The sequence below is a fragment of the Pseudarthrobacter sp. 01T43 genome (genome assembly GCF_056398665.1).
The window spans coordinates 1-17,660 of the sequence record NZ_JBFTPV010000035.1; the positions used below are offsets into that span (position 1 = coordinate 1).

The window sequence follows — 17,660 nt, forward strand, 5'->3', positions numbered from 1 at the left end:
CCATCAACGTAGTGCAGGAGGGCGATGCGAGCCGTGCGGTTCGGATCGTACTCGATTTCGGCAACGCGGGCGTTGACGCCGTCCTTGTCGTGGCGACGGAAGTCGATCAGACGGTACTGGCGCTTGTGGCCACCACCCTTGTGACGGGTCGTGATCTTACCGGTGTTGTTACGGCCGCCCTTTTTGGGCAGCGGACGTACCAACGACTTCTCCGGAGTCGACCGCGTGATTTCGGTGAAGTCCGCTACGCTCGAGCCACGACGGCCCGGGGTAGTCGGCTTATATTTACGGATTCCCATAATTTATTTCCTCGTTAAAGTGGTCTCCGCTACGAGAGCGGACCGCCGAAGATGTCGATGGTGCCTTCTTTGAGGCTCACAATTGCACGCTTGGTGTTCTTGCGGGTACCCCATCCGAATTTGGTGCGCTTGCGCTTACCGGCACGGTTGATGGTGTTGATCGATTCGACCTTGACGGAGAAAATCTTCTCCACGGCCAGCTTGATCTCGGTCTTGTTCGAGCGGGGGTCCACCAGGAAGGTGTACTTGCCCTCATCGATCAGGCCGTAGCTTTTTTCCGATACGACGGGTGCAAGCACGACGTCGCGCGGGTCTTTGATGGTGGCTGCACTCACTTGGCATCCTCCTCGTTCTTTGCTACTGCCTTGTCAGCAACGAATGCTTCGTAGGCAGCCTTGGTGAAGACAACGTCGTCAGAGACGAGTACGTCGTAGGTGTTCAGCTGGTCTGCGTACAGAACGTGAACACCGGCGAGGTTGCGCACGGAAAGTGCTGCAACATCGTTGGCGCGCTCGATGACAACCAGCAGGTTCTTGCGCTCGGAAACTCCGCGCAGCGTTGCCAGTGCGGTCTTGACGGACGGCTTGGTGCCCTCCACCAGTTCAGCAACAACGTGGATGCGACCGTTGCGTGCCCGGTCAGACAGTGCGCCGCGCAGTGCAGCAGCAATCATCTTCTTGGGGGTGCGCTGGCTGTAGTCACGCGGTGTGGGACCGTGGACGACGCCACCACCGGTCATGTGAGGAGCACGGATTGAACCCTGACGGGCGCGGCCGGTGCCCTTCTGCTTGAACGGCTTGCGACCTGCACCGGAAACCTCGGCGCGGGTCTTGGTCTTGTGGGTACCCTGGCGAGCAGCAGCGAGCTGGGCAACGACGACCTGGTGCAGCAGCGGCACGTTGGTCTGAACGTCGAAGATCTCTGCAGGCAGGTCAACCTTGACAGTGCTAGTCATTGAACTAGGCTCCCTTCACGGCGGTGCGTACGAGTACGACCTGGCCGCGGGCGCCGGGGACGGCGCCCTTGATCAGGAGCAGCGACTTCTCGACGTCAACTGCGTGAACCGTGAGGTTCAGCGTGGTGTGACGAACGGCGCCCATGCGGCCGGCCATTTTCATGCCCTTGAAGACGCGGCTCGGGGTGGATGCGCCACCGATTGAACCGGGCTTACGGTGGTTCTTGTGGGCACCGTGGGAAGCTCCAACGCCGTGGAAGCCGTGACGCTTCATAACGCCGGCGAAGCCCTTACCCTTGGTGGTGCCGATAACGTCGATCTTCTGGCCGGCTTCGAAGAGCTCTACAGAAAGCTCCTGGCCCAGCTCGTAAGTGTCCGCATCTGCAGTGCGCAGTTCGACGACGTGGCGGCGAGGCGTGACGCCTGCCTTTTCAAAGTGACCAGCCAGCGGCTTGGTGACCTTGCGGGGATCGATCTGGCCGTAGCCGATCTGTACAGCGACGTAGCCATCAGTGTCTGCGTTGCGCAGCTGGGTGATGACGTTCGAATCTGCCTGGACCACAGTGACGGGGATGAGCTTGTTGTTCTCGTCCCAGACCTGGGTCATGCCGAGCTTCGTGCCCAGCAGGCCCTTTACGTTACGGGTTGCGGTCATAGTTTCTCAGCACCTCCCTACAGCTTGATTTCGATGTTCACGTCAGCCGGCAGGTCGAGACGCATAAGCGAGTCAACAGCCTTCGGCGTGGGRTCGATGATGTCGATAAGACGCTTGTGCGTGCGCATTTCAAAGTGCTCGCGGCTGTCCTTGTACTTGTGCGGAGAGCGGATTACGCAGTAGATGTTCTTCTCCGTCGGCAGCGGCACGGGGCCAACTACCGTTGCGCCTGCGCGCGTGACCGTCTCAACGATCTTCCGGGCTGAAACGTCAATGACCTCGTGGTCATATGACTTCAGCCGGATGCGGATTTTTTGTCCCGCCATGTCGCCTGACTCTCTTTCAGTTAGTGCTGCTCTGAGTAGGGCTGCTCTGTTCACTATTCGTGTTGCATGTGGCTGCCGAAGCATTTGAAGTCTGAACTACCACCCGCCGCACAAGCTGAATCCGGATAAATCCGGGTTCCTCAACCTGCCGACGTAACCGACCCCCGCGGTCGGGCGTGTCGCGCTTAGCACGCATACAAATCCGCAGTTCCATGGGGAGTGGGTTATGTTTGGGCTTCCACTTGGACCCTGACACCCGGCATTATCCGGATCGGGACRCGAAGAAGCGCTTGAACAACTCAYCTAGTATGCCGGATATTATCCGCAGAAGCGAATCTGCCGGCCACTCCCCCAACTGGGTAGCAGCAGATGTCGGTTTGAAGGACCATAACGACAGTTACTGCTACCCAGTTGGGAATCATTGCCTTCGTCATCGTCCGAATGGATGATGGGGGAATGACCGTCGAAAATGACGTTTCCATTCAGGATTTAGCTGGTCGCCTGCCACGCACCTTCACCCTGGGAGTCGCAGCCGCCGCTTTCCAGATCGAGGGCGGCCTGGCCGCCGGCGGCCGGGGCCCCTCCGGGTGGGATGCCTTCGTGGAGAAGCCGGGCGCCATTTGGGACGGCCACTCACCCGCTGTGGCCTGCGACCATTACAACCGCTCGGCTGAAGATGTAACGCTCATGCGGGAACTCGGCGTCGACTCCTACCGCTTTTCCATTTCCTGGCCGCGGATCCAGCCGGACGGCCGCGGCGCCTTCAACGAGCAGGGCCTTGATTTCTATGACCGCCTGATTGACCAGCTCCTTGAAGCGGGTATCTCCCCCATGGCCACTTTGTACCACTGGGATACGCCGCTTCCTCTGGAGCATGCCGGAGGGTGGATGAACAGGGTCACCGCGGAACGGTTCGCTGACTACTCGGCTGCGGTCGGCAGGCGTTTTGGGGACCGGGTGGACCAGTGGGTCACGCTCAACGAACCTGCCTCGGTGGTGCTCAATGGCTACGCCCTGGGCACACATGCGCCCGGGCGTTACCTCCTCTTTGACGCCTTCCCCGCGGTGCACCACCAACTGCTGGCCCACGGACTCGCCACCCAGGCCCTGCGTGCTGTAGGTGTCCGGGGCGGGATTGGTGTGACCAACCTGCACTCCCCCGTCCGGCCGGCCTCGGGAAGAATCAGGGACAGGGCCGCTGCCAAAGTGTTCGACCTGATGCTGAACCGGATCTACGCCGATCCGATTCTTTTGGGCCGGTACCCCTTCTCGCTGCGGCTCGCGAAGCCATGGCTGCGTTCACTGCCCAGGATTTCCGACGCCGATCTCCGCACCATCCATCAGCCGGTGGACTTCTACGGCGTGAACTATTACCAGCCCGTGAAGGTGGCCGCCGGGCAGGGTACCGGCGATGACCTCACGGTTCCGGCGGAAGCGATGATCCGGATCCCGGCCCACCAGGTTCCGTTCGACGAGTACGGGACCACGGGGTTCGGGTGGCCGGTGGCGCCGGATCATCTGGGGATCCTGCTCCGCGAGCTGAAGGACCGTTACAGGGACGCCTTGCCGCCGCTCTACATTACTGAAAGCGGCGCCAGCTTCCCGGAGCCGGAGCACGTGACCGGCCCCATTGATGACCATCAGCGGATCGATTACCTCGCTGGCCATCTGCACCATGCGCTGGAGGCAACGGCCCCTGGCGGCATAGCCGAGGACGTCGATCTTCGCGGCTACTACGTGTGGACCCTGATGGACAACTTCGAATGGGCGGCCGGATACTCACAGCGTTTTGGCCTGGTGCACGTGGATTTTGATACCCAGGAGCGCACGCCCAAGGAGTCCTTCTACTGGTACAGGGCGCTCAGCCAGGCCCGGAAACCGTTGGCTGGCTGAGGCCCGGCTACTGGTTCCTGTTCGCGCGGTTTATGCGCTTGGCGCGGTCGATCTCATTGCGGAAATGCTTCTTGGCCCAGAACACTCCGGCGACCACGGCAGCCACGATGATCAGAAAAATCAGCCATCCCATGATGTACTCCTCTCGCTGTTAGCAACAATATCAGTGCCCCCGGCACGGTTCCCTGCCTCCGCCGGATGGCTCCTTCCCGCCGCAGACCGCGCCTTGTCCTCGCCGGCCGGACGGGGGCTGGCCGGCTGTTCCCCGCCACCTCCCTGCCACGGGCTGACCGGGCGGTCGGGCCCGACTGTCGGCCCGACTGCCGGCCCGGCTGCCGGCCCGGTCTCCGGCGCTGCGTCGGGTGCCCCAGCCGAGCCGCGGTTCAGGCGCCAGACGGCAAAGACGATAAGTCCCACGGCAATCACTGCAAGGAGCAGGAAGGTGTAATGCCTCATCGACCACAGAATGCAGGCTGCCACGCCGGCCGCGCCCCACCAGACAAACAGCCGCTCGCCCGCAAGAAGGCCAGCCACCAGCAGCAGCGCCAGCAGGACCAGGACCCACAACTGTTGCGCACCGGTTCCGCCGAAGACGACACCCAGACCACCCAGCGACAACAGCCCGGCAGCGGCAGCCAACAGGAACCGTCCGGCCCGCTGATGGCCCGAGACGTAGCGCCACCCGCCGAGGACAGCGCCCAGGACGACGTACCACTGGGCCACCCAGAACGGATCGGGAAGGCCACCGAGAACCCGGCCATTCGGCCTGCCAGGCCCTTCCAGGTCAAAGATGGCGGCACGCTGGACCGCTGCAGTGAGAACCAGCGCGCCCACCTCCAAGGCAATCCGCCGCGACTTTGCGGGGGCCTCCCGGTAGGCGATTCCGACGGCGGCGGCCAGGACCGCTGCGGCCGTCCAGGACGTGGCATCGTGCCTGATTCCGGCCATGGCCACCAGGATCAGGCCCAGGAAGGTGCCGCCCGCAAGCGACCAGCGACGCACCGGATCGCCTTCCAGCCGGCCGGTGTTCAGCCGGCCGGTGTTCAAGCGGCCGCCGTCCAACGAGTCGCCGCGAATCAGCCGCACAGCGTAGAGGGCAACCGAGGCCGAGCCCGCACCTGCCAACCAGGGCAGGAATCCACCCCAGGCCCCGGCAGTATCCGGAAGGGCCTCCCCTGCCAGTGCAACGGCACCCCAGTGTGTTGCCAATGCTGCCGGCGGATACAACAGCGCCTGGGCTTCGACGTGCGAAGCCGCAAACAACACCACGGCGAGAACCAGAACGGCAGCACCCGTAACCCAGGCTGCCGCCAACGGTGAGACGAGCAGTCCCACACCGGCGAAGGAGCCCGCGGTCACCAGCCACAGCCAATGTTCGATATCTTCAGTGTCCACATTCCGGCTGCGCCAAAGGATTCCGGCCGCAACGGCAAGCAACGCTACCGACAGCAGCACCGCAGCGGTCCCGGTGTGGCTCAGCACGGCGGAGACGAGGAACGTACCGCCGAAAGTGACCAGCGGCCCCAGGGCCAGAACACCGAACAGCGCCGCGTACACAGCGAAGTAGATGGCACCCCGGGCGGTGAATAGTTTCCGGGCCACGGCTGCGGAGACAAATAGCAGAAGCAGTTCGAACAGCACCACCCAGCGGCCGCCGTCGTCATCCTGTGGCAGCCGGGCGGCACTTTGCCCCGCAACATACACGAGCGGCAGGACGGCCTGCCCCGCCAGCGTGATCCAGACGGCGGCCTGCTGGTAGGGGACATCGGCCAGCCGTGCGCGCATCGCCCAACGTATGGCGTGCTGGGCGGCGAGCACGACGGCAAAGGTCACCGAAACCGCGGTAGCTGAAGCGGTGATGTCGTAACTCAGTACCAGCGCCAGTCCGGCGGTCAGAACCCTGGCTGCGACGAAGTACCAGCCTTTCCAGGCACGCCGCGGCTCGGCGACCACCATCAGGGTGGCGTAGACGGCGAAGGTACCCAGGATCAGTTCGACAGTGAGGAGGCTGCCGTCACTGACGGCCAGCAGTGAGCCGACAGTGAAGGGGGCCAACCAGATGGCCCCCGCCTGACGGCGTAGGAAGTAGCCTGACGCGGCGGCGCCCAGGGCCGCGAGTACCGTAGCGGAGGTGTGCTGCCATCCTGCGGAAACGGCCTGCGCCAAAGTGGCAGTTGCCACCAGCTGAAGGAGGATGACCGCGGCAGCGTCTGCGGCAATACCGCGGGGAGCACGACGGCGTGCTGCCGCCACCAGCGGCAGGCACAGCTGGAGTGCCAGCACCGTGACGAGGACCATGGCGGGGCGCACCACCTCGTCCGCGATGACCACGGGGCCGGCGTCTCGTTGGAGCTGGTGAAAAGCCGTCAGTGCGAGGACCGTTACCGCCGCCCGGCCGAACCACCAGTAGGCCCAGCGGTGCTGGCGCAGCGGCAGGCGCATCGCCGTGCCCACCAGATAGGCCACCACCAGGAGCAGCGCCACGTTTCCGGCAGTCTGCGTAACCGACTGGAAAGCGACGGCAACAGCAACCACGGACATGGCAAGCGGCACGGCTTCCCACGTAGTCGCGGACCAGTCCTTTTCCGCGGCAGGCCGCGGAAGCATCATGGCCCCGACTGCGAAGGCCGCGATGAGCTGGATGAGCACGGCGAGTGCCGTCAGCCCGTGCCCGGGTGAGCTGTCCGCGGTGGACAACACGATCAGGACCAGCGCTGCCGCACCGGCGAAGGCGGCACCCGTCGCTTCGGGGGCCAAAACCTTTATCCCGGTCCGCTCCAAGGCCGCAGTCAGAATTTGCTGGCACACGAGTGCTACCAACAGGGCGAATATCGACGACTCAACCCTTCCCGGGCCCTCGCCAATAACCGCCGCCACCGTCACCGGGACCGCCAGCGTAAAGGCCAGCCGTGCTGCGACGATCAACCGTCTCTGGAATGCAACCTCCCCAAGGGCCCCGCGGGCTGCCCAATACCCTGCACTGAAAAGCAGCATGATGGCGAGCGGCCAGGCACCCGTCGACGGGGCGGCAAGTGCCGCAAGTCCCAACGCAGCCACTGGCGGCCACTCGATCCGGCCCGGCCACCTGGCGGCCAGCACCATGCCTGTCACCAGCGACAAGGCTACCGCAACCCACACCGGAACTGGTCCGTCCACCTGCACCGGCTCCCGGCTGGCAAAGCTGCGGAAGAATTCGGCAGCGGTCTCAGCGATACCGAATGCCGCTGTGGCTGCGAGTTGCAGGGCGAAGGTCGCCGACGCATCAGTTGGCCACCGGCTGCCGGCCGTGCCGGTACCCGTGGCAGTGCGGGACCGGCTGCCGGCCGAGCCGGTGCCGGTGCCGGTGCCGGTGCCGCCAGCGTTCCGGGCACGAGCGCCAGTCCGGTCCGGCCGCTTCACCTCCGGGAACCGCGCGGCCAAACGATCGGACAGCAGCGCCGTACCGATCACCTGGAGTGCAAGCAGGACGCTGCCGGCGAGCAGCGCGTCACTCCCCCGTCCCGACACGTCCCAGATGGCCACGGCTGCCGCCACGGTAAGGGACGCCCGGGCGGCGTAGAAGTTGCGGAGCCGCCAAGGTCCGGGCACAACAGACATCAATGCGAAGTAGACCCCGCACAAAGCAATGACCAGCGCGTATTCGGCTTTCTCCAGGTACAGGGGAACGCAGGTGGCAGCGGCAGCCACTGCCGGAACCACATACGGGTGCAGGACCATAAGGGGCCTGACATAGACAGGGGGCAGCCAGCCCGGCCTTACCAAGGCAAGGGCCGTCAGCAGTGCAGCCACACCAATCAGCGACGCGAAATACCACACCAAGGCACCGCCCAGGACCGAGACTCCGGAGAACGCCGTGGAGGCGACGAAGGTCAGTGAAAGGTAGACGAGCACCCGGCTCTCAAGCCGGACAGCCGCAGCGACGTAGGCAACCGTGCCCACTAACGACGTCAACAGCCAGGCGGTGGGACCGTTCGGCAGGGCAAAGTTGTACAGCGCCAGGCCGGTCACAGGAACAAGGGCCAGGCCGGTGCCAGTAAAGGCCACCGCCGCCGGCCGGAGCCGCGGCACCCGGGCATGGAGTACAAAACCCGCGCCATAGAACAATGCCGTGACGGTGAGGACGCCAGCGAACCGCATCATGGGCGGAAGGCTTGTGCCAATGAACAATGCAGCGGCAGCCACAAGGAGAAGACTGGCCACGTAGAGGGTGATGTTGATGTTCTGGCGGTCACGCTTTTCGCGTCGTGCCTGCCGCTCGGCTGGCGTCTCCGGGTCATGCCGGAACGAGGCCGCCGGGGACGGCGGGGGTACCGTCGGCAATCCCGGCGCCATGGGCGAAGCTGCCATCGCGGACTGGGAAGGCGACGCCGGCGGCGCCTGGACGGTTACGCGTGCGGGCATTGCCTGCGTAACTGCGGGCGGCAGTGGCGACACTTCAGCCAAGGGTGACGCTGGCATCAAGGAAACGGGGACATCGCTGACCGGCACTGGGGCCGTTCCCGGCACACGGCCGCGCGGCGCCGTCGTACTTCCCGGCGGCGCCACCGGAGCCGGCCGCATCGGTGCGCCGCCGGCTGGCCGCAGCCCGCCCGCCGCTTGAAGTTTGGCCACGGCATCAAGCCACCCCTGGAGATGACCGGCGCGGTAGCCCGCCTCATACGATTCGTCCCTCAACGTGATACCTCCAGCGCGAACCAGCATGCACAATTAATCCAGTGATTGGATTAACGATAGCAAACAACAGCCCCGCAGCGTAGATACGCGGCGGGGCTGTTGATAAGTGTCAGCGGACCGTCAGGCGGCCTGCCAGCACAAAGTCAGCAAGTAATTACTTGATGATCTTGGTAACACGTCCTGAACCAACGGTGCGGCCGCCTTCGCGGATAGCGAAGCCGAGGCCCTCTTCCATGGCGATGGGCTGGATGAGCGCAACGGTCATCTCAGTGTTGTCGCCAGGCATAACCATTTCCGTGCCTTCCGGCAGGGTGATAACGCCGGTTACGTCCGTGGTGCGGAAGTAGAACTGCGGGCGGTAGTTGGAGTAGAACGGGTTGTGACGTCCGCCTTCGTCCTTGGAGAGGATGTAGACGTTAGCCTCGAAGTCGGTGTGCGGGGTGATGGAACCCGGCTTGACGACAACCTGGCCACGCTCTACGTCATCACGCTTCAGACCGCGGAGCAGGAGGCCACAGTTCTCGCCGGCCCATGCTTCGTCGAGCTGCTTGTGGAACATCTCGATACCGGTCACCGTGGTCTTCTGGATCGGGCGGATGCCAACGATCTCGACCTCGGAGTTGATGGCGAGGGTTCCACGCTCGGCGCGGCCCGTAACAACGGTGCCACGGCCGGTGATGGTGAAGACGTCTTCGATCGGCATCAGGAAGGGCTTGTCGCGGTCGCGGATGGGGTCCGGAACAGAGTTGTCGACAGCTTCCATGAGGTCCTCAACGGACTTGACCCACTCCGGGTCGCCTTCCAGAGCCTTCAGGCCCGAAACGCGGACAACCGGTGCTTCGTCGCCATCGAAGCCCTGCGAGCTCAGGAGCTCACGAACTTCCATTTCAACGAGGTCCAGCAGTTCCTCATCGTCAACCATGTCGGACTTGTTCAGCGCGACCAGCAGGTAGGGAACGCCAACCTGGCGGGCGAGCAGAACGTGCTCGCGGGTCTGTGCCATCGGGCCGTCAGTGGCGGCAACCACGAGGATTGCACCGTCCATCTGTGCAGCACCGGTGATCATGTTCTTGATGTAGTCAGCGTGACCCGGAGCGTCTACGTGTGCGTAGTGGCGCTTCTCGGTCTGGTACTCAACGTGGGAGATGTTGATGGTAATRCCRCGCTGRCGCTCTTCSGGAGCAGAGTCAATSGACGCGAAGTCRCGCTKCTCGTTGAGAGTSGGGTACTTGTCGTACAGCACCTTGGAAATGGCGGCAGTCAACGTCGTCTTACCGTGGTCAACGTGACCAATGGTGCCGATGTTAACGTGCGGCTTAGTCCGCTCGAACTTTGCCTTTGCCACAGGTTCCTCCTAGAACGTTTTCAAATGACTTACCCTTCAACCGCGCTTGTCGCGGCAGAAACTCAGGCAAGTCTACTTGGGGGGCTTTGGATTGGTGAAATTGCAGATTCAGGAACTAATACTAGTGCCTAGAGCCTGTTCGTGCAGATGGCCGCGGCCCGGTTTACCCGGACCGCATCCCACCGGGATTCGGCCACCTGCACCAGGTGGTTTCCGTCAACCGGAAACGCACCCGAGTTTTTGCTGCGAAGTCGTAAAGACTACTCGCCGCGGTTCTTCTGGATGATCTCGTCGGCAAATGCCTTCGGGACCTCGGCGTAGCTGTGGAACGTCATGGAGTACACAGCGCGGCCCTGGGTCTTTGAACGCAGGTCACCGATGTAGCCGAACATGCCGGACAGCGGGACGTGCGCACGGATGACCTTGACACCCTGTGCATCCTCCATGGACTGCATCTGGCCACGGCGGGAGTTGAGGTCACCGATAACTTCACCCATGTATTCCTCAGGGGTGCGGACCTCTACATCCATCAGCGGTTCGAGCAGGACAGGGTTCGCCTTGCGTGCGGCTTCCTTGAAAGCCATACGGCCGGCGATCTTGAACGCCATTTCCGAGGAGTCAACATCGTGGTAAGCGCCGTCAATCAGCGTCGCCTTGATGCCAACAACCGGGTAACCGGCCAGGACGCCGTCGTTCAGTGCATCCTGGATACCTGCGTCAACCGACGGGATGTATTCGCGAGGAATACGGCCACCGGTGACCTTGTTCTCGAACTCGTAGAGCTCGCCGTCGGAAGTGTCCAGCGGGCCAATGGCAATCTGGATCTTCGCGAACTGGCCCGAACCACCGGTCTGCTTCTTGTGCGTGTAATCGTGACGCGCAACAACATTCTTGATGGTTTCGCGGTACGCGACCTGCGGCTTGCCGACGTTTGCCTCGACCTTGAATTCGCGGCGCATGCGGTCCACCAGGATGTCCAGGTGGAGCTCGCCCATGCCGGCGATGATGGTCTGACCGGTGTCTTCGTTGAGGGAGACCTGGAAGGTCGGGTCCTCAGCGGAGAGCTTCTGGATGGCCGTGGAGAGCTTCTCCTGGTCACCCTTGGTGTTCGGCTCGATAGCAACAGAGATCACGGGCTCCGGAAAGCTCATGGACTCGAGAACGATCTGGTTGGCGGAGTCGCACAGGGTGTCGCCCGTGGTGGTGTCCTTCAGACCGATCGCTGCGTAGATGTGGCCGGCGGTAGCGCCATCAACGGGCATTTCCTTGTTGGCGTGCATCTGGAACAGCTTGCCGATGCGCTCCTTCTTGCCCTTGGTGGAGTTGACCACCTGGGCGCCCGCTTCAACGTGACCGGAGTACACGCGGATGAAGGTGAGCTGGCCGAAGAACGGGTGTGCGGCAATCTTGAACGCCAGAGCCGAGAACGGCTCCTCAGAGGAAGGCGCGCGGACGATTTCCTTCTCTTCGTCGCGGGGATCGTGACCGATCATCGGCGGGACGTCGAGCGGGTTCGGCAGGTAGTCGATGACAGCATCGAGCATCGGCTGAACGCCACGGTTCTTGAACGCGGAACCACAGAAGACCGGGTAGAGCTCGGAGTTGATGGTCATCTTGCGGATGCCGGCCTTGAGTTCGGCGACAGTGATCTCTTCGCCCTCGAGGTACTTCTCCATGAGCTCTTCGGAGGACTCGGCAACGGTCTCAATGAGCGTTGCGCGGTACTCTTCAGCCTTTTCCTGGAGGTCAGCCGGGATCTCGCGGACCTCGTACTTGGCACCCATGGTGACGTCACCCTTGGAGTCGCCCGGCCAGACCAGCGCGCGCATTTCCAGGATGTCGACGACGCCGATGAAGTCGTTCTCGGCACCGATCGGCAGCTGCATCACGAGCGGCTTGGCACCGAGGCGGTTAATGATGGTGTCGACGGTGAAGTAGAAGTCAGCGCCGAGCTTGTCCATCTTGTTGACGAAGCAGATGCGCGGGACGTTGTACTTGTCAGCCTGGCGCCAAACAGTCTCGGACTGCGGCTCCACGCCTTCCTTGCCATCAAATACGGCGACAGCGCCATCGAGGACGCGCAGTGAGCGCTCAACCTCAACGGTGAAGTCAACGTGGCCGGGGGTGTCGATGATGTTGATCTGGTTGTTTTCCCAGAAGCAGGTCACGGCGGCAGACGTGATGGTGATGCCGCGTTCCTTTTCCTGTTCCATCCAGTCAGTGGTCGAAGCGCCGTCGTGCGTTTCGCCGATCTTGTGGTTCACACCCGTGTAGAACAGGATGCGCTCGGTGGTGGTGGTCTTGCCGGCATCGATGTGAGCCATGATGCCGATGTTGCGGACCTTACTAAGGTCGGTAAGCACGTCCTGTGCCACGGTGTGTCTCCCTTTCGGATGGACTRCACGTTCGCCGCCRGCTCAGGTGAGCCGGCGGCGTMCGGGAAGTWTTACCAGCGGTAGTGTGCGAAGGCCTTGTTSGAYTCGGCCATCTTGTGGGTGTCTTCGCGACGCTTCACAGCGGCACCGAGACCGTTGGACGCATCCAGGATTTCATTCCGGAGGCGTTCGGTCATGGTCTTCTCACGGCGGGCCTTGGAGTAGCCAACCAGCCAGCGCAGCGCCAGCGCGGTTGCGCGGCCGGGCTTGACCTCAACCGGGACCTGGTAGGTGGCGCCACCAACACGGCGGGACTTCACCTCAAGGCTCGGCTTGATGTTCTCCATGGCCTTCTTCAGGGCAGCAACCGGGTCTCCACCGGACTTTTCCTGCGCACCGGCGAGGGCACCGTAAACGATGCGCTCTGCGGTGGACTTCTTGCCGTCGACGAGTACCTTGTTGATCAGCTGGGTGACCAGCGGGGAACCGTAAACGGGATCAATGACTAGCGGCCGCTTAGGGGCCGGACCCTTGCGAGGCATATTACTTCTTCTCCATCTTTGCGCCGTAACGGCTGCGTGCCTGCTTACGGTTCTTCACACCCTGGGTATCGAGGGCGCCACGGACGATCTTGTAGCGGACACCCGGAAGGTCCTTAACACGACCACCGCGAACGAGCACAATGGAGTGCTCCTGCAGGTTGTGGCCTACACCGGGGATGTAAGCGGTAACTTCAACGCCACCGTTGAGGCGCACACGTGCGACCTTACGAAGAGCCGAGTTCGGCTTCTTGGGGGTGGTGGTGTAAACGCGGGTGCAAACACCGCGGCGCATCGGGCTGCCGTTCAGGGCAGGAGCCTTGGTCTTTTTGACCTTAGGCGTGCGGCCCTTGCGGACCAGCTGGTTAATCGTAGGCACTCTCGTGTTCTCCGTTGGTTTGATCTCTACCGGCACATTCAGGCGTCAGCCGTCACTGCATCGGTTTTGGCGTTGTCCCTGCAGCCTTGGTATCTCGAATCTCGCCTAGGCGTGCAAAAGAGTGGCATTCGTTGCGCACCTAGCCCGCAACCCGGAAACAAGCTCACACCCAGCATCATGAGAACAAAACCAAAATGATGCTGCGGCGGCCTTCATCCACTGCCACACAGAACAATTACCAAAATTCTAGCACGGCTTGATCCAGAGCCTTAATCGGGTGTATAGCGAACGACGACGGCGGAACTTGCGCGCCGCCGTCGTCCTCCCCCGACGTCTTCCGGCTCTTAAACAGCAACGCGGGGTCACTTTGAGCCCAATCCAAGGTGTGGATCGGGCCGTAAGTGACCCCGCGTTGCTTTTAGGCGTTAGCGGAAGTCGTTGCCGAGATCGTAATCATCCAGCGGGATGGCGTGGAACTCAGGAGCTCCGTCGCCGCCCAGGGAATCATACGAGAAGTCACTGAACGCGCTGGGGCCGGTGAACAGGTTGGCCTTTGCTTCCTCAGTGGGCTCCACGGTGACCTCGGTGTAGCGCGGGAGACCCGTGCCGGCCGGGATCAGCTTACCGATGATGACGTTCTCCTTGAGGCCGAGCAGCGGATCGCTCTTGCCTTCCATGGCCGCCTGCGTCAGGACGCGGGTGGTCTCCTGGAAGGAAGCTGCGGACAGCCAGGACTCGGTCGCCAGGGACGCCTTGGTGATGCCCATGAGCTCAGGACGTCCGGAAGCCGGAGTCTTGCCCTCGGACACAACGCGGCGGTTGGCTTCCTCGAAGCGGCTGCGCTCGGCGAGCTCGCCGGGCAGCAGGTCCGATTCGCCGGACTCGATGACCGTGACGCGGCGCAGCATCTGGCGGACGATAACCTCGACGTGCTTGTCGTGGATACCGATGCCCTGGCTGCGGTACACGCCCTGGACCTCGTCCACCAGGAACTTCTGCGCGGCACGGGGACCCATGATGCGCAGAACCTGCTTGGGATCCACCGGGCCGTTGATGAGCTTCTGGCCTACCGTGACGTGCTCGCCATCCTCAATGAGGAGGCGTGAACGGCGCAGTACCGGGTACGCGATCTCTTCAGATCCGTCATCCGGGGTGATGACCAGGCGCATCTGGCGCTCGGACTCTTCGATGGCGATGCGTCCGGCTGCTTCAGCAATCGGTGCGACACCCTTCGGAGTACGGGCTTCGAAGAGCTCCTGGATACGGGGCAGACCCTGGGTGATGTCGTCGCCACCGCTGGCGGAAACAGCACCACCGGTGTGGAACGTACGCATGGTCAGCTGGGTACCGGGCTCACCGATGGACTGTGCCGCGATGATGCCGACGGCCTCACCGATGTCCACGGTCTTGCCGGTGGCCAGTGAACGGCCGTAGCACAGGGCGCAGGTGCCGACGCTGGACTCACAGGTGAGTACAGAGCGGACCTTGACCTCGGTGATACCGGCTGCGAACAGCTCGGCGATAACGACGTCGCCGCAGTCGGTGCCGCCGGCTGCAAGGACGTTGCCCTTGGAGTCCACAACATCAACAGCGAGCGTACGGGCGTAGGCGCTGTTCTCGACGTTTTCGTCCAGGACCAGCTCGCCGTTGGCGTCCGGCACGGCAATCGGCGTGACGAGGCCGCGTTCGGTGCCRCAGTCCTCYTCACGGACGATGACGTCCTGCGARACGTCCACCAGRCGACGGGTCAGGTAACCCGAGTTGGCGGTACGCAGCGCGGTGTCAGCCAGACCCTTACGGGCACCGTGCGTGGCGATGAAGTATTCCAGCACCGACAGGCCCTCGCGGTAYGAGGACTTGATSGGRCGCGGGATGATCTCACCCTTMGGGTTGGCCACMAGRCCACGGATACCCGCGATCTGRCGGACCTGCATCCAGTTACCACGTGCACCGGAGGACACCATGCGGTTGATGGTGTTCATCGGGGACAGGCTGTCACGCATCGCCTGGGCGATCTCGTTCGTTGCCTTGTTCCAGATCTCGATCAGTTCCTGGCGACGCTCGTCGTCGTCGATCAGGCCCTTGTCGTACTGGCCCTGGATCTTGGCAGCCATGGTYTCGTARCCGGCAAGGATGCGCGGCTTGTCCTTGGGTACCTCGATGTCCGAGATGGCGACGGTAACGCCGGACCGGGTGGCCCAGTAGAAACCGGCATCCTTCAGGTTGTCCAGCGTTGCCGCCGTGATGACCTTCGGGTAGCGCTCGGCGAGGTCGTTCACGATCGTGGACAGTTCGCCCTTGTCCGCAACGTTCTCAACCCACGGGTAATCGGCAGGCAGGGTCTGGTTGAACACAACCTGCCCCAGGGAGGTCTGGACGATGACCGGCTGACCGGGCTCCCAGCCTTCCGGAGCTTCCCAGCCTGCGTAAGGCACGAAGCCTTCGAGACGGATCCGGACCTGCGAGTTCAGGTGCAGCTCGCGGAGGTCGTAAGCCATGATGGCTTCGGCAACCGAGGAGAAGACGCGGCCTTCGCCAGCTGAACCGACACGCTTCGTGGTCAGGTGGTAGAGGCCGATGATCATATCCTGCGAGGGCAGGGTGACCGGGCGGCCGTCGGACGGCTTCAGGATGTTGTTCGAGGACAGCATCAGGATGCGTGCCTCAGCCTGGGCTTCCGGGCTCAGCGGCAGGTGGACTGCCATCTGGTCGCCGTCGAAGTCAGCGTTGAAGGCGCCACAAACCAGCGGGTGGAGCTGGATTGCCTTACCTTCAACAAGCTGCGGTTCGAACGCCTGGATGCCGAGGCGGTGCAGGGTAGGTGCACGGTTGAGCAGCACCGGGTGTTCGGTGATGATCTCTTCCAGCACGTCCCAGACCTGCGGACGGTAACGCTCAACCATGCGCTTGGCCGACTTGATGTTCTGGGCGTGGTTGAGGTCAACCAGGCGCTTCATCACGAACGGCTTGAAGAGCTCCAGAGCCATCTGCTTGGGCAGACCACACTGGTGCAGCTTCAGCTGCGGGCCGACGACGATAACCGAACGGCCGGAGTAGTCCACGCGCTTGCCGAGGAGGTTCTGGCGGAAACGGCCCTGCTTGCCCTTGAGCATGTCGCTCAGGGACTTCAGCGGACGGTTGCCCGGTCCGGTGACCGGCCGGCCACGGCGGCCGTTGTCGAAGAGGCTGTCAACAGCTTCCTGAAGCATGCGCTTCTCGTTGTTGACGATGATCTCCGGCGCGCCGAGGTCAAGCAGGCGCTTGAGGCGGTTGTTGCGGTTGATCACACGACGGTAGAGGTCGTTGAGGTCGGAGGTCGCGAAGCGGCCGCCGTCCAGCTGGACCATCGGGCGCAGTTCCGGCGGGATCACCGGGACGGCGTCAAGGACCATGCCGAGCGGGCTGTTGTTGGTGGTCAGGAACGCGTTGACCACCTTCAGGCGCTTCAGGGCACGGGTCTTGCGCTGGCCCTTGCCGTTGGCGATGATGTCGCGCAGCAGGTCAGACTCGGCCTGCATGTCGAAGTTCTCAAGACGCTTCTTGATGGCTTCGGCACCCATGGACCCTTCGAAGTACATGCCGTAACGGTCACGCAGTTCGCGGTAGAGGCCTTCGTCACCTTCGAGGTCAGCGACCTTCAGGTTCTTGAAGCGGTCCCAGACCTGCTCGAGGCGCTCGATTTCGGCGTCGGCACGCTTACGCACGTTCGCCATCTGGCGGTCGGCGGAGTCGCGGGCCTTCTTCTTGTCGGCAGCCTTGGCACCTTCACCTTCGAGGCGCGCGATCTCGTTTTCGAGGTCGCGGGCGATCGTGGCGATATCGGAGTCGCGGTTGTCGATCAGCTGCTTCTTCTCGATGTCGTGCTCAACCTGAAGGTTGGGCAGTTCCTCGTGACGGGCATCAGCGTCAACACTGGTGATCATGTAGGCAGCGAAGTAGATGACCTTTTCGAGGTCCTTCGGTGCCAGGTCAAGGAGGTAGCCCAGGCGGGACGGAACACCCTTGAAGTACCAGATGTGCGTGACCGGGGCGGCCAGCTCGATGTGGCCCATGCGCTCACGGCGGACCTTTGCGCGGGTGACTTCGACGCCACAACGCTCACAGATGATGCCCTTGAAGCGCACGCGCTTGTACTTACCGCAGTAGCATTCCCAGTCGCGGGACGGGCCGAAGATCTTCTCGCAGAAGAGGCCGTCCTTCTCGGGCTTGAGCGTGCGGTA

The 17,660-nt window shown here is 62.9% G+C and carries 13 protein-coding genes and 1 pseudogene; 2 read left to right on the top strand and 12 right to left on the bottom strand.

The genetic code is table 11. The features are described 5' to 3' along the window. From AC1DIM_RS18790 to rpsJ, 5 genes and pseudogenes are all read right to left on the bottom strand, one after another. Positions 1–299, bottom strand: a pseudogene (locus AC1DIM_RS18790) (50S ribosomal protein L2); the annotation flags it as partial. 29 nt (positions 300–328) lie between these two features. Then, positions 329–634 (bottom strand): 50S ribosomal protein L23, encoded by a 306-nt coding sequence (gene rplW, locus AC1DIM_RS18795; RefSeq protein WP_018773664.1) that lies wholly within the window; start codon positions 632–634, stop codon positions 329–331. After that, positions 631–1,254, bottom strand: coding sequence for a 50S ribosomal protein L4 (gene rplD / locus AC1DIM_RS18800; RefSeq protein ID WP_190987323.1), 624 nt, complete (start codon positions 1,252–1,254; stop codon positions 631–633). Before rplD ends, rplW begins: the two co-directional genes overlap by 4 nt. A gap of 4 nt (positions 1,255–1,258) precedes the next feature. Then, on the bottom strand, positions 1,259–1,909 hold the full coding sequence (gene rplC / locus AC1DIM_RS18805; protein WP_108599010.1) for a 50S ribosomal protein L3: 651 nt from the start codon (positions 1,907–1,909) through the stop codon (positions 1,259–1,261). A 17-nt stretch (positions 1,910–1,926) separates the two neighbouring features. Continuing rightward, complete coding sequence (gene rpsJ, locus AC1DIM_RS18810) at positions 1,927–2,235, bottom strand: 30S ribosomal protein S10 (RefSeq protein WP_038464699.1); 309 nt, start codon at positions 2,233–2,235, stop codon at positions 1,927–1,929. 456 nt (positions 2,236–2,691) lie between these two features. On the opposite strand from rpsJ, the gene AC1DIM_RS18815 reads away from it, so the two are divergent. Beyond that, positions 2,692–4,128 carry a GH1 family beta-glucosidase gene (locus AC1DIM_RS18815; protein WP_477712018.1) on the top strand — a complete coding sequence of 479 codons (1,437 nt, stop codon included), beginning with the start codon at positions 2,692–2,694 and terminating at the stop codon, positions 4,126–4,128. 7 nt (positions 4,129–4,135) lie between these two features. Here AC1DIM_RS18815 and AC1DIM_RS18820 read toward each other — a convergent pair whose 3' ends face one another. Continuing rightward, positions 4,136–4,261 carry a hypothetical protein gene (locus AC1DIM_RS18820; RefSeq protein WP_477712019.1) on the bottom strand — a complete coding sequence of 42 codons (126 nt, stop codon included), beginning with the start codon at positions 4,259–4,261 and terminating at the stop codon, positions 4,136–4,138. Then, the gene (locus AC1DIM_RS18825) at positions 4,249–8,448 is read right to left on the bottom strand and encodes a hypothetical protein (RefSeq protein ID WP_477712020.1); all 4,200 of its coding nucleotides are present in this window, start codon (positions 8,446–8,448) and stop codon (positions 4,249–4,251) included. The genes AC1DIM_RS18820 and AC1DIM_RS18825 overlap by 13 nt, the downstream gene beginning before the upstream one ends. Before the next feature lie 10 nt (positions 8,449–8,458). On the opposite strand from AC1DIM_RS18825, the gene AC1DIM_RS18830 reads away from it, so the two are divergent. Further along, entirely contained in the window at positions 8,459–8,728 is a 270-nt protein-coding gene (locus AC1DIM_RS18830; protein WP_477712021.1) for a hypothetical protein, read from the top strand. Positions 8,729–8,956: 228 nt separating this feature from the next. Here the strand turns inward: AC1DIM_RS18830 and tuf are convergent, their stop codons facing one another. The 5 genes from tuf to AC1DIM_RS18855 all read right to left on the bottom strand — a co-directional run. After that, on the bottom strand, positions 8,957–10,147 hold the full coding sequence (gene tuf / locus AC1DIM_RS18835; protein ID WP_477712022.1) for an elongation factor Tu: 1,191 nt from the start codon (positions 10,145–10,147) through the stop codon (positions 8,957–8,959). 260 nt (positions 10,148–10,407) lie between these two features. Next, positions 10,408–12,522 carry an elongation factor G gene (gene fusA, locus AC1DIM_RS18840; RefSeq protein ID WP_477712023.1) on the bottom strand — a complete coding sequence of 705 codons (2,115 nt, stop codon included), beginning with the start codon at positions 12,520–12,522 and terminating at the stop codon, positions 10,408–10,410. A gap of 71 nt (positions 12,523–12,593) precedes the next feature. Beyond that, a complete protein-coding gene (rpsG, locus tag AC1DIM_RS18845; protein ID WP_214960735.1) occupies positions 12,594–13,064 on the bottom strand; it encodes a 30S ribosomal protein S7 in 471 nt (156 codons plus the stop codon). 1 nt (position 13,065) lies between these two features. Continuing rightward, on the bottom strand, positions 13,066–13,440 hold the full coding sequence (gene rpsL / locus AC1DIM_RS18850) for a 30S ribosomal protein S12 (protein WP_011692814.1): 375 nt from the start codon (positions 13,438–13,440) through the stop codon (positions 13,066–13,068). A 425-nt stretch (positions 13,441–13,865) separates the two neighbouring features. Beyond that, positions 13,866–17,660: DNA-directed RNA polymerase subunit beta' (locus AC1DIM_RS18855; protein WP_477712024.1), on the bottom strand; the 3,795-nt coding region annotated here is incomplete at its 5' end.